Origin of the sequence: Actinoplanes subglobosus (assembly GCF_042650585.1) — a bacterium.
In the GTDB taxonomy this organism is placed as follows: Bacteria; Actinomycetota; Actinomycetes; order Mycobacteriales; family Micromonosporaceae; genus Actinoplanes; species Actinoplanes subglobosus.
Genome location: NZ_JBHSBL010000003.1, coordinates 16,036 through 28,847, shown reverse-complemented (window position 1 = coordinate 28,847; position 12,812 = coordinate 16,036). Strand labels below are relative to the sequence as shown.

The window sequence follows — 12,812 nt, the reverse complement described above, 5'->3', positions numbered from 1 at the left end:
CGGATCGCCCGGGTGGGCGCCGATGCCTAGGTTCATAGGCATGACGAGCACATACGCCGACGCGGCGCCCACCCGTAGCCCTCTCCGGCGCTACCTGCGCCAGCTGGGCATCGACACCCAGTTCGTGCTTCTGGGGTTCCCGCTCGGCCTGGTGACCCTGGTGCTGGCGATCACCGGGTTCGCCGTGGGTGTCGGCACCGTTGTCATCTGGGTCGGTCTGCCGATCCTGGTCGGCACCCTGATGCTGTCCCGCGGCTTCGCCATGGCCGAGCGCGCGCGGATCGGCCCGGTCCTGGGTTTCCGGAGCCCGCACCCGATCTACAAGAAGTCGCATGGCCAAGGCTTCCTTCGCCGCACGTTCGGTCCCCTGGCCGACGCGCAGTCCTGGCTCGATCTGGTTCACGCGATCCTCCGGTTCATCCCGAGCACCATCGGGTTCTGTTTCGTCGTCACGTGGTGGGCGGTGGCTCTGGCCGGCCTCTCCTACCCACTCTGGGACTGGTCGCTGCCGCACCCGCCGGACAACTTCGAGCTGCACGAACTGCTCGGTTTCCAGGACACCGCCGGCACCCGGATACTCCTCAACTTCGCCATCGGGGTGTTCTTCGCCGGCACCCTGTCCTGGGTCGTCCGGGCCGCCGCACTGGCCGAGGCCTGGTTCGCCCGGGGGCTGCTGGTCAGCGTCTTCGAATTGCGGCGGCAGGTGGTCGAGGCCGAGGAGGCGCGCGACGTGGCCCAGCAGCAGAAGGCCGCGGCGGTCTCGGCCGAGGCGGTGGCGTTGCGCAAGCTGGAGCGTGACATCCACGACGGCCCGCAGCAGCGACTGGTCCGGCTCGCGATGGACCTGGGGCGTGCCGAGCAGCAGTTCGCCGACGACCCGGAGCGGGCCCGCGCGATCGTCGCCGAGGCGCTCACCCAGACCCGGGAGACGCTGGACGAGCTGCGTGCCCTGTCCCGCGGCATCGCCCCGCCGATCCTGGTGGACCGGGGTCTGTCAGCCGCGCTGACCGCACTGGCCGGCCGGTGCACGGTCCCGGTGGACCTGGACGCGCCGCCGATGGAGCGGCTGGACCCGGGTGTCGAGTCGACCGCGTACTTCGTGGTGGCCGAGGCGCTGACCAACGTCGCCAAGCACAGCCACGCCAGTGAGGTGCAGGTCAGCGTGCAGCGGATCGCCACCGGCCTGATCGTGACGGTCTCCGACGACGGGGTGGGCGGCGCGAGCCTGGCCAAGGGGCACGGCCTGGCCGGCCTGGACGACCGGGTGCGGGCGGCCGGGGGAGTCCTCGCGGTGGACAGCCCGGAGGACGGTGGCACGCGGCTGACAGCGGCACTGCCCCTCTGACATCGAGGGGATCTGACAGCATGACCGCATGCGGGTGGTTATCGCCGATGATGCGGTGCTGTTGCGGGAGGGCCTGATCCGGCTCGTCGAGGAGAACGGTCACACCGTCGTCTCGGCCGTCGGGGACGGGCCCTCGCTCGTTCGATCGATCAAGGAACACCGTCCGGACGTCTCCATCGTGGACGTCCGGATGCCGCCGTCGCACACCGACGAGGGGCTCCGCGCCGCCGTCGAGGCCCGTGCCGCGGTGCCCGGCAGTCCGATCCTGGTGCTTTCGCAGTACGTCGAGGTGTCGTACGCCGACGATCTTCTGGCCGACCGCCGTGGGGCGGTCGGCTATCTGCTCAAGGACCGGGTGTCGCTGGTCGCCGAGTTCCTCGACGGGCTCCAGCGGGTTGCCGAGGGCGGCACCGTGCTGGACCCCGAGGTGGTGGCCCAGCTGCTGGTCCGGCGCCGCCGTGACGACCCGATGCGCAGCCTGACCCCGCGCGAGCGGGAGGTGCTGGGGTTGATGGCCGAGGGCATGTCGAACACCGCGATCGCCCGCAAGATGGTCGTCACCGACGGCGCGGTGGAGAAGCACGTCCGCAACATCTTCACCAAGCTGGGCCTGCACCAGGACGAGGAGCAGCACCGGCGGGTCCTGGCGGTCCTGGCCTACCTCCAGTCGTAGGGCTAGCCCTACCCCGGACCGGGGTGTCCGCCGTATCGATCGGCCACTTCGGACTCCATAGCGTTCTACCCATGGAGAACAGGGAAAACGTCAAGGGGATCGCGGCTCGCGTCGCGATCTGGAGTGCCCGCCATCGGGCACTCGCGATCCTCGGATGGATCGCTTTCGTGATCGCGACGGTGGTCCTCAGCGCCCAGATCGGCACCCGGCAGGCGGACGAGGGCACCGCCGGGCACGGCGACTCCGGTGACGCCGACCGGATCGTCGCGGCGGCCGGTTTCCCCGAGCAGCCGGCCGGCGAGATGGTGCTGATCCAGAACCGGGCCGGTACCGACCGGGTGGCCGCTGCGGAGGAGGTCACCCGGGCGCTCGGTACGACCCGGGACGTCATCGACGTGCAGGAGCCGATCGAGTCGCCGGACGGCCGGTCGACGCTGATCACCTTCCGCATCGCCGGTGACGAGGACACCGCGGAGGAGCGGGTCGGCCCGGCCATGGAGGCGGTCGCCCGGGTGCAGAGCGCCCATCCGGAGCTGTATGTCGCCGAGGCCGGTTCGGCCAGCGCCGACCAGCTGGTCAGCGAGGAGCTGGACGGCGGCCTGAACCGGCTGGGCATGCTCTCCATCCCGGTCACGCTCGGCATCCTGCTGGTGGCCTTCGGCGCGGTGGTCGCCGCATTCCTGCCGGTCCTGCTGGCGATCATGTCGGTGGTCGCGGCGATCGGCCTGATGGCGGCGGCGAGCCGGTACGCTCCCGCGGTCGACGAGACGACGCACGTCATGCTGCTGATCGGCCTGGCCGTCGGCGTCGACTACTGCCTGTTCTACATCCGGCGGGAGCGCGACGAGCGTCGCCGGGGCGCCGACCCGCACCGGGCCCTGATGATCGCGGCACAGACCTCGGGCCGTTCGATCTGGGTCTCCGGCCTGACCGTCATGATCGCCATGGCCGGCATGTTCTTCACCCAGGACGTCGTGTTCGTCAGCTTCGCCGCCGGAACCATCCTGGTGGTGGCCACCGCGGTGCTCGGCTCGCTGACCGTTCTCCCAGCGCTGCTCTCGGCGCTGGGCGATCGGGTCGACGCCATCAAGATCCCCGGCCTGTACCGGCGCAACAGTGATGGCCGAGTCTGGAACGCGCTGCTCAGGGTCGTACTCGCCAAGCCGTTGATCTCGGCGATGGTCGCCATCGCCGCGCTTGCCGCGCTGGCCTACCCCGCGCTCGATCTGAAGACCCGGGGCCAGGCCATCCAGGACGTCTCGCCGCATGCTCCGGTGGTGCAGACCTTCGTCGCCATCGGCGAGGCCTTCCCGAGCAAGACCACCCCGGCGCAGATCGTGGTCAAGGACGACTCGGTGAAGACGCCCGAGTTCGAGCAGACGCTCGCGGCCTTCAAGAGCGCGGTCGCCGGCAGCGGCGGGAAGCTGGTCGAGCCGGTCGACGTCGAGGTCAACCCGGCTGGGAACGTCGCGATCGTCTCGGTCGGCCTGGCCGGCAAGGAGAGCGACAGTGTCGCCGTCGACGCGCTGAACCTGCTGCGGGACCGGGTCGTGCCGGACACCTTCGGCCGGATCGGCGGCGCCACGGCGCTGGTCACCGGATCCACCGCCGGCGGTGTCGACTACAACGACCAACTGGCGAAGACCCTGCCGCTGGTGTTCGCCTTCGTTCTCGGGCTGGCGTTCGTCCTGCTGCTGGTGTCGTTCCGGTCGGTCGTGGTGGCGGTCACCGGGCTGGTGCTCAACCTGCTGTCGGTGGCGGCCTGCTACGGCATGCTGGTCTTCGTCTTCCAGTACGGCAACTTCGAGGAGCAGCTCGGCTTCGTCTCCGGCGGGGGCATCACCAACTGGATCCCGATGTTCCTGTTCGTGATCCTGTTCGGGTTGTCGATGGACTACCACGTCTTCGTGGTCAGCCGGATCCGTGAGGGCCACGACCGCGGCCTGCCCACCCGGGAGGCGGTCCGCGAGGGCATCGGCCGCACCGCCGGCGTGATCACCAGCGCCGCCGTGGTGATGGTCGCGGTGTTCGCGCTCTTCGCCACGCTGCCGCTGACCGCCACCAAGGAGCTGGGTGTCGGCCTCGCCGCCGCGGTCCTGCTGGACGCCACGATCATCCGGGCGGTGCTGCTGCCCGCGGTGATGGCGATGCTCGGCCGGGCGAACTGGTGGCTGCCGAAGTGGCTGGGCTGGCTGCCGGAGATCGCGCACGAGCCGCCCGCGCAGGCCACCCCGGCCCGCGCCGACGAGCGGGAGCTGACCCCGGTCAGCTGAGTGAGTGGGCCAGGGCGCCGCCGATCACGGCGGCGCCCATTCCGGCCGTGATGCTGAGCAGCGCGTATCCGGCGGCGATCAGGATCTCGCCACGCTTGGAGAGGGACAGGATCTCCCAGCTGAACGTCGAGTACGTGGTGAGCGCCCCGCAGAACCCGGTGCCGAGCAGTGCCACCGTCCCGGGAGCGAGCGGCAGCCCGAGGACCAGGCCGAGGACGAACGAGCCGGCCACGTTGACGGTGAGCGTGCCCCACGGGAAGGCCGTCCCGAACCGGACCTGCATCGCCCGGTCGGTCAGCAGCCGCAGCGGCGCGCCGATCGCCGCGCCGAGGGCCACCAGGAGGGCGGTCATCGGGCCACGAGGCTTCCGGCGGCGACCGCGACGACCGCGCCGATCAGGGTGGCGGCCAGATAGACCAGCCCGGCCTGGGAGACCTCGGCGATCGCGGTGGAGAAGGTGGTGTAGCCGCCGAGGAACCCGGTGCCGAGCAGCAGGCGGGGGAGTCGTTCCCTGATCCGGGTGTAAAGGACGCCGATCAGGAAACAACCGGAGACGTTGATGACCCAGGTGGACCAGGGGAAGCCGTCCGCGGGGTGCGGCCAGGCCGTCGCGATGCCGAAGCGGGCGAGGGCGCCCAGGACGCCACCGGCGGCGACGGCGGCCAGATCGGCGGGGTGCACGTCGAGATCCATCACCCGGGACGTTAGCCCACTGCCGGCCGGCCGGCCGGGGGGACGTGGCGGCGTCCGCCCCGGCCGGTTCCAGGCGCTCCTGCTGGAGAGCGGGCCTGTCCGTCCACTGTAGAACACGATCTTGAAGCGTCGTCGAGGACCCCGGGCCACCCGGGTACCTGAATTCTGGCTGTCGAGGTGGTGACTTCGCGGTTGTTTGCTGACGGCATCGGTTCGACAATGCCTTGATAAGTAGACAAAACAGACGCGTTTGCTGAGGAAAAGGCTGATAACGTGCGGCTCCGCACGCGAACGGAGCGGAAGAGAGCATGCACCACGCCAACCATCACTACGGGCACTCGCACATCCTGGCCCGCTACTGCGGGATGCCGGAGCCGCTGCACCCGCCCCGGATCCAGGGATACCTCCAGCACGGCTGGAACATCGGGGACGGGCTGGCGCCCGGCACGCCGTACGTCTCCGGCGCCCGCCTGCTGGTCTGGTCCGAGGAGACCCGACGTCGCTCCTGGTCACAGGGCCGGCGGAACGTGGTCGTGGTCGGCGCCCCGTTCGCCTACCTGGTCGAGATGACGCCACCGCCCACCGACCCCGGCGAGGGCACCATCTTCTACCCCTTCCACGGCTGGGAGGGGCAGCAGGTCCACGGCGACCACCAGCGCCTCATCGACGAGGTGCAGGCGACCGAGACCGGCCCGATCACCGCCTGCCTGTACTGGAACGAGTACCGCATGCGCGCGGTCCGCAACCTCTACGAATCGGCCGGTTTCCGGGTCATCTGCCACGGTTACCGCGGGTTCTGGTGGCGGGACCACAACCGTGACTTCCTGGTCGGCCAGCTGGCCGAGATCCGGCGGCACCGGCGCGTGGTCTCCAACCGGTTGTGCAGCGCCATCTGGTACGGCCTGCTCGCCGGGCGCGAAGCCGCCGTCTACGGCGACCCGATGGTCCTGGACAACGCCGACATGACCTTCGGAGGTGAGCCCCGCCTGCACCGCCAGTGGCCCGAGCTGTACGGCCGGGAGACGGACTTCGCCACCTGCCACCAGATCGCCCGGGCGCAGTTGGGCGCCGACGAACTGGCCGGTCCCGACGAGCTGCGCAAGCTCCTGGGCTGGCCGAAAGAAGGGTACGTGTGATGCCGGACCGCCCGGACATGGCCGCGGCGCTCGCCGCCCCACCGTTGACCAACCTGATCCGCGCCGGCGGCGAGATGTTCGCCTGGAACGATCCGGCTGTCCGCGAGAACGCGCTGCTCACCCACCTGATCCTCGGGCTGGGTGGCCCGGGCCGGACGGTCCTGGTCGCCGGCCCCCACCCGGACGGCGTGGTCGCCGCGCTCACCGCCGGCGGCGCTGAGGTGACCTGGGTGCTGCGCTCGCTCGGCGACGCTGAGCGGGCCGCCCGCACCCATCCGGCGATCACCGTGCTGGCCGGTGCGTTCGGCAAGGCCGATCTGACCGGTGGGTACGACCTCGTGGTCGCCGCCGACGGCATCCGGCGCCTCAACTCGGCGGAGGGCGACCAGCTGCCGTCCGGTGAGCTCCTGGAGCGTCTCGCGGGTGCGGTGCGTCCCGGTGGCGCCCTGCTCCTGATGCACGACAACCAGCTCGGCGTCCACCACACCGTCAGCCTCGACCCGGGCCGTCGCCTCCGGGACGACACCGCCTGGTATTCCGCCGACGAGCCGTCCGCCGACTATCCCGCCGCGCGGGCCCAGCTCACCGCACGGCTGGCTGACGCCGGGCTGGCGGTGGGCATGGCCTACGCCGCCTTCCCGGAGCCCTCGGCCCCCGCCGTGCTGATCGGAGGCGACGTCCTCGGCGACGTCTCGTCACCGCTGCGGCCCTGGATCCGGAGCGTGCTCACCCAGGCATACACCACCGCCTTCCGGGCCCGTCCGGTGCTCAGCGACCCGCGCAAACTGATCAGTCGCGCGCTGCGGGCCGGCGCCGAGGACACCGTGGCCGGCGGCTGGCTGGTCGTGGCGTACGCGCCCGGCGAATCGGGCCCGTCGGGGAGCCGGCACGAGGTGCTGGTCGGCGACGTCCGCGGCGTCTACACGATCGAGGCCGGTGGGCCGCGCATGCTGGCGCCGCAGTCCGGGCGTACGGAGGCCCCGGGACTCCGGCACGCCGGGTTCGTCCCGCTGGCCGCCGGCTACCAGCTGGAGGAGCGGCTGTTCGAGCTCTGCGCGGTGGCCGACGTCCGCCAGTTGCGCCGGGAGATCACCCGGTACGAGGCCTGGCTCAGTGCCGGCCCGGCCGGCGGATCCCGGATGCTCGCCGACCTGTCCGACATCGTGATCGCCGAGGACGGGCCCGCGGTGCTGTCCGCCCGATGGGAGCCGGTCGAGCCGGTATCGGTGCAGGTCGCCCTGGTCCGGGCGGTGTGGCAGTTCGCGGTCCGTCTGATCACCTGGGGCCGGCCGCATCCGTGGCCGATCACCGCGAGTGCCGCCGACCTGGCCGCGATCCTGGTGGGGATGGCCGGCCGCAGCCTCGCCGACGAGGATCTGCGGGCCGCCATCGACCTGCAGATGGTGATCGACAGTGCCGAGTTCGATCTCAAGCCGTCCGAGCAGCAGACGCACCGGCTCGCGCTCCTGGCCGTCCAGCCGGGCACCGCCCCGGTCGATGTGGCGGGCTACGAGGAACTCGTCGAGGCACTGTGGCGGCAGCGTTACCAGGCGAGCCACCTGCTGGCGATGATGGAGTGGAACGAGCAGCTCATCCGCTCGCGGGACACCGCATTGAGCAAGATGGACTGGGAGCTGCAGTTGCTGCGCCGCGGCTGGGGCGCTCGCGGCCTGATGCTCGCGAAACGCGCCTACAAGATGGTCCGGAAATGACCTCGACTCCTCCGGCAGCGGCCCGTGGCGTGCCGCTGCCGGAGGAGTCGGGGCGGTCTGTCAGATGAGGTCCCAGGTCAGCGGGGTGCCCTTGGCCGCGTCCTCCCGGAACGTACGGCCGAGCACGGTTCCGATCTGGTCCGGCTCCAGCCCGCCCGTCGGCCGGATCGAGCGGACGTTCTCCTCGGTGACCGGATCGCCGGCCCGCACGTCGGTGACGACGTAGAGCGACCGCCGGAACCGCAGGCTCTCCCGCTCCGCCTCGGTCGGGCCGATCGTCGTGGTGCCGAGCGCCTGCCAGGCCCGCTCCGACTCGGTGACCAGCAGCCGCAGTTCGGCCTGGTCGAGGGAGAACGCCGAGTCCACGCCGCCGTCGGCCCGGTCCAGGGTGAAGTGCTTCTCGATCAGGACCGCGCCATAGGCGACCGCCGCGATCGGCACGCCGATGCCCATCGTGTGGTCGCTCAGTCCGATCGGCAGTTTCAGCGCCTCGGCCAGCACCGGGATGCGCCGCAGGTTCGTCTCCTCCGGCGGGGCCGGGTAGGAGGCGGTGCAGCTCAGCACGGTGACGTCGGTGGCGCCGGCCCCCTGTGCGGCCTCGACCGCGGCAGTGATCTCGCGGAGCGTGGCCATGCCGGTGGAGATGATGATCGGCTTGCCGGTCGAGGCGGCCAGCCGGATCAGCGGCAGGTCGGTGATCTCCGAGGACGCGATCTTGTACATCGGCGCGTCCAGCTTCTCCAGCAGCTCGACCGCGGTCCGGTCGAACGGGCTGGAGAACGGCGTGATGCCCCGCTCACGGGCGCGCTCGAAGATCGGCGCGTGCCAGTCCCACGGGGTGTGCGCGCGCTCGAAGAGCTGGTACAGGTAGTCGCCGCCCCACAGGTCGTGCCCGGCGGAGATCTGGAACCGCGGGTGCTTCACGTCGACGGTCATGGTGTCCGCGGTGTAGGTCTGGATCTTGATGGCGTCGGCGCCGGCCTCGGCCGCGGCGTCCACCAGGGCCAGCGCCCGGTCGAGCGAACCGTTGTGGTTGCCCGACATCTCCGCGACGATGTACGGCTTCCTGCTGCTCATTTGCTTCTCTCCGTCCAGACGACAGTCTTCGGCACCCCGTCGACGAGTCGTTCGTATCTGCGTGTCTCGCGGAATCCGAATCGCCGGTGCAGCGCGAGGACCTGCGTGTTGTCGGCGAGCGTCTCGCCGCCGAGGGTGTCGAGGCCCCGCGGGCCGAACGCGTGCTCGACGGCCTCCTTCTCCAGCCGCATCCACGCGGGCAGGAGGCGTCGGCCCAGCCCCTCGACGTCGAGGTAGAACGACCAGGTGTTGCCGTTGAAGATCACCACTCCGGCCGGGACGCCGTCCTCCTCGTAGATCAGGACGTCGTCGCTGCGCCTCGCCCACCAGGCGGCGTGCTCGGCGGGCTGGATCTCGTGCGTGGTCAGGCTGACGGCACGCACCCCAGGATGGTTGCGCCAGGGAAGGACCAGGTCACGGTCGGAGTCGCGGGCGGGTCGTAGCACGCCGTCAAGGTATGGAGGTGGTCTTGACCCGCTGTGGCGGCGAGGGGATGTCCCGGGAAACCACAGGTGTCCGTTGGGTGCCCCGGCGACGCAGGCCGGCCACCCGGTAGCCGGCGCGCAGGGCCGCGTACATCGGGTAGCTGTCGGCCGCGACCAGGCGGTGCTTGATTCCCGCGGCCCCGGCCGGCGGCAGGTAACCGGCCGGGCGGTGCCGCCGGTAGAGCGCCGCGATCTCCCGGAAGAACTCGCGGCGGTGGCTCGGGTGCACCCGGCTCTCGTTGCCGGCGACCACCAGCAGGTGGCTGATCATCAGGGTGAAGACGCGGATGCGCAGAGCCGGGTCGACGTCGGCCGAGTCCAGCCAGGCGTAGCACCGGTCCCACTGGGTGAACGCCTCGAAGTGCCGCTGACTGCGGGTGGCCGTGATCGCGCCGGACCGGCCGATGCGGTAGTGGTAGCAGACCCGGTTCAGCACGTCGAGACGCTCGGCGGCGATCAGCACCGGGTTGCTGAACGGGACGTCCTCGTACCACCCGGCCGGGAACCGCAGCTCGTGCTTGTCGAGGAACTCGCGTCGCATGATCCGGTTCCACGCGGTGTGCTGCACGGCGATCAGCCGGTTGCGGTCGGGTGGCCCGTCCAGCAGCGACGAGCTCTGATCGGTCTGTAGCCGGCCGTCCTCGTGCATCCGCAGGTGGTCGATGAGCAGAACGTCCGGTTCGGTCTCACGGAGGCGCGCCAGCACGGCCCGGACCGAGCCGGCCGGCAGCACGTCGTCGCTGTCGACGAACCAGATGTACCGGCCGCGGGCCTCGGCCAGCCCGGCGTTGCGGGCCAGGCCCAGTCCGACGTTGCTGGTCAGGTGCAGGACGCGCAGGTCACCACCGTGCTGGTCGGCGTAGTCGTCCAGCATCGCCGGGCACGAGTCCGGTGAGGCGTCGTCGACCGCGAGGACCTCGACCGACGCGTTCTCCGCCGGAGTCAGCCCGGCGCGGATCGAGTCGAGACACTGGTGGAGGTATCCCTCGACCGCGTACACCGGCACCACGACGGTCAGCAGAACGTCCATGCCGACCACCGTCGACCCCGTACGTGAAGGTGAGGGGAACCACAGTTGGCGAAGGCCGGTCTACTGGGGGTCGGCCGGGAACAGAAGCGCCTGCATCGCCTCGGAGGTCAGCGGCTCGGCGAAGTAGTAGCCCTGGCCGAGCTCGCAGTTGCCGTCGGCGAGTTCACTGAGCTGCCCGGCGTCCTCGATGCCCTCGGCGACCGTGGACAGCTGGAGCGCCTGCCCCAGCTGGATGATCCCGAGCGTCAGCGCCGCCGCGGCCGGCACGTCACCGACATCGTCCACGAACGACTTGTCGATCTTGATGATGTCGACCGGGAACCGGCGCAGGTAGGCCAGCGAGGAGTAACCCGTGCCGAAGTCGTCGATCGCCAGCCGTACGCCCAGATCCTTGATCGCGTGGAGGCGCTCCAGCGTCTCCTGCCGGTGGTCCACGAGCAGCGACTCGGTCAGCTCGATCACCAGGCAGCGGGCCGGCAGGCCGCTGTCCGACAGCGCCGAGCCCACCAGCTGCGGCAGGTCGGTACGGTCCAGCTGCACCGCCGACAGGTTGACGCTGACGGTGAGCGGCTGTCCCGCGCCACGCTGCTCGTTCCAGCGGGCGGCCTGACGGCAGGCCTCACGCAGCACCCACTCGCCGATCGGGACGATCATCCCGGTCTCCTCGGCCAGCGGGATGAAGTCCAGCGGCGGGATCATCCCGCGCTCCGGGTGCTGCCACCGGACCAGCGCCTCCAGCCCGGAGATCTCCCGGGTGGCCAGCCGCACGATCGGCTGGAACCGCAGCTGGAACTCGTGCCGCAGCACCGCCCGCCGCAGATCCGCCTCCATCTCCAGGTGCCTCTGGAAGGACTCGCGCATCGACGGCTCGAAGACCGCGAACTGGTCCTTGCCCTTCTTCTTGGCCTCGAACAGCGCGAGGTCGGAGCGGACCAGCAGCTCCTGTGCGTCCAGTTCGCCGGCCTCACCGAAGGCCAGCCCGATGCTGCACGTCACGAACGTCTCGTGGCCGTCCAGATCGAACGGCTCCCGCATCGCCGACACGATCCGGCGGGCCACCGGCATCGCGGCCTCGGCCGATCCGGCCTCCGGCAGCAGTACGGCGAACTCGTCCCCACCCAGCCGGGCGGCGGTGTCGTCGGTGCGCAGGCAGTCCCGGAGCCGGTCGGCCACCATCGTCAGCAGCCCGTCCCCGGCCGAGTGCCCGAGCGAGTCGTTCACCACCTTGAACCGGTCCAGGCCGACCAGCAGTGCGGCGACGCCGCCGGGACGGTCCGAACCGAGGGCGTTCTCCATCCGGGTGACGAACAGCGAGCGGCTGGCCAGCCCGGTCAGCGCGTCATGGAACGACGCGTTCATGTCGCGCAGCGTCCGTGCGTCGGTGACGGCCAGGCTGGCGTGCTCGGCGAAGGCCAGCAGCATCTCCTGCGCGGCCTTGTCCCACGACCGCGGCTCGGTGTACGACCCGACGAACATGGCGCCGACGACCACACCGTTCTCGTGCACAGGTACGGCCATGACGCTCTTGATCTGGCTGGCCACCATCTCCGGCACGGCGATCGGTGAGCTGGCGTAGTCGTCGACGGCGACCAGCTCGTTGCCGAGGATCGCCAGCCCCGCGACACCGAGCGAGGTGACCGGGATCTGCTGCATCCGGGCCAGCACCGGCTCCGGGATGCCGGCGCCGGAGATCAGGCTCATCCGGTTCGGCTCGTCGTGTTCGAGAACGGTCAGACCGGCGATGTCGACGTCGAGCAGGTCGACGGCCGCACCGGTGACCTGGTCCAGGATCCGCTGGAGCGGTTCACGCCGGGCGATCGCCCGCTGCACCCGGCTCAGCTCGTCGAACAACCGCTGACGGCGCTGCAGCGAGTCGATCAGCCGGTTGTTCTCCTCGGACTGGCGCCGCTCCGCCTCGACCAGGTGCAACGCCTGGAGACTCAGCTCCAGCACCCGGGCCATGCCGCGGAGCAGGCACACCTCCTCGTCGGTGAAGTCACCGGACCGGCGGCCGAGCACCAGCATCCCGGAGGACGTGCCGCCGAGCGGCGCCACCGCGAGCGAGTAGACGACCTCACCGGCGCGCAGGGTCGCCGGGCGGCCGACGTGGTAGCCGGCGGTGAGGGCGTAGACCGGGATCTCGTCGGCGGGCAGGCCGACAGCGGCAGCCACACCGCCGTCGACCGTCAACACCGCTAGGTCGGCCGCGAGGGCGCGCGACGCGCACTCGACGGCGGCATGCTGCGCGGCAGCCTCGTCGGGCCGGTCGGCTACGACGGCGAGGAACTCCGTCAGTTGCTGAGTGGCGAGCACGTGGTTGCAGTCGGCCGGTGGATCGTCCAGCTGAGGGAAACGCGCATGCCGTTCGTGGTTCGTGCCAACCTGGTC

11 protein-coding genes are annotated in these 12,812 nt (G+C 70.8%); 5 read left to right on the top strand and 6 right to left on the bottom strand.

Translation table 11 applies throughout. The annotated features are described in order from the left end of the window. The first annotated feature begins 40 nt into the window (after nt 1-40). From ACFO0C_RS02150 to ACFO0C_RS02140, 3 genes are all read left to right on the top strand, one after another. On the top strand, nt 41-1,345 hold the full coding sequence (locus ACFO0C_RS02150) for a sensor histidine kinase (RefSeq protein ID WP_378064758.1): 1,305 nt from the start codon (nt 41-43) through the stop codon (nt 1,343-1,345). A 28-nt stretch (nt 1,346-1,373) separates the two neighbouring features. Further along, nucleotides 1,374-2,018, top strand: coding sequence for a LuxR C-terminal-related transcriptional regulator (locus ACFO0C_RS02145; protein ID WP_378064757.1), 645 nt, complete (start codon nt 1,374-1,376; stop codon nt 2,016-2,018). 71 nt (nt 2,019-2,089) lie between these two features. Then, nucleotides 2,090-4,291 (top strand): MMPL family transporter, encoded by a 2,202-nt coding sequence (locus ACFO0C_RS02140; protein ID WP_378064756.1) that lies wholly within the window; start codon nt 2,090-2,092, stop codon nt 4,289-4,291. On the opposite strand, the gene ACFO0C_RS02135 is transcribed toward ACFO0C_RS02140, so the two are convergent. Together ACFO0C_RS02135 and ACFO0C_RS02130 are read right to left on the bottom strand one after the other, a co-directional pair. Beyond that, a complete protein-coding gene (locus tag ACFO0C_RS02135; RefSeq protein ID WP_378064755.1) occupies nt 4,284-4,643 on the bottom strand; it encodes a fluoride efflux transporter FluC in 360 nt (119 codons plus the stop codon). The genes ACFO0C_RS02140 and ACFO0C_RS02135 overlap by 8 nt on opposite strands. After that, nucleotides 4,640-4,984 carry a fluoride efflux transporter FluC gene (locus ACFO0C_RS02130; protein ID WP_378064754.1) on the bottom strand — a complete coding sequence of 115 codons (345 nt, stop codon included), beginning with the start codon at nt 4,982-4,984 and terminating at the stop codon, nt 4,640-4,642. The genes ACFO0C_RS02135 and ACFO0C_RS02130 overlap by 4 nt, the downstream gene beginning before the upstream one ends. 308 nt (nt 4,985-5,292) lie before the next feature. Between ACFO0C_RS02130 and ACFO0C_RS02125 the strand changes: the two genes are divergently transcribed. Together ACFO0C_RS02125 and ACFO0C_RS02120 are read left to right on the top strand one after the other, a co-directional pair. Then, nucleotides 5,293-6,120, top strand: a complete 828-nt coding sequence (locus ACFO0C_RS02125; RefSeq protein ID WP_378064753.1) for a hypothetical protein — start codon at nt 5,293-5,295, stop codon at nt 6,118-6,120. After that, on the top strand, nt 6,120-7,832 hold the full coding sequence (locus ACFO0C_RS02120; protein ID WP_378064752.1) for a hypothetical protein: 1,713 nt from the start codon (nt 6,120-6,122) through the stop codon (nt 7,830-7,832). The genes ACFO0C_RS02125 and ACFO0C_RS02120 overlap by 1 nt, the downstream gene beginning before the upstream one ends. Nucleotides 7,833-7,892: 60 nt before the next feature. Here ACFO0C_RS02120 and pseI read toward each other — a convergent pair whose 3' ends face one another. From pseI to ACFO0C_RS02100, 4 genes are read right to left on the bottom strand one after another with little or no spacing between them, the layout of a single operon-like run. Beyond that, entirely contained in the window at nt 7,893-8,909 is a 1,017-nt protein-coding gene (pseI, locus tag ACFO0C_RS02115; protein WP_378064751.1) for a pseudaminic acid synthase, read from the bottom strand. Continuing rightward, complete coding sequence (locus ACFO0C_RS02110) at nt 8,906-9,355, bottom strand: GNAT family N-acetyltransferase (RefSeq protein WP_378064750.1); 450 nt, start codon at nt 9,353-9,355, stop codon at nt 8,906-8,908. Before ACFO0C_RS02110 ends, pseI begins: the two co-directional genes overlap by 4 nt. A 4-nt stretch (nt 9,356-9,359) precedes the next feature. Beyond that, on the bottom strand, nt 9,360-10,424 hold the full coding sequence (locus tag ACFO0C_RS02105; RefSeq protein WP_378064749.1) for a glycosyltransferase family 2 protein: 1,065 nt from the start codon (nt 10,422-10,424) through the stop codon (nt 9,360-9,362). 60 nt (nt 10,425-10,484) lie between these two features. Continuing rightward, entirely contained in the window at nt 10,485-12,737 is a 2,253-nt protein-coding gene (locus tag ACFO0C_RS02100; protein ID WP_378064748.1) for a putative bifunctional diguanylate cyclase/phosphodiesterase, read from the bottom strand. Nucleotides 12,738-12,812: the final 75 nt, after the last annotated feature.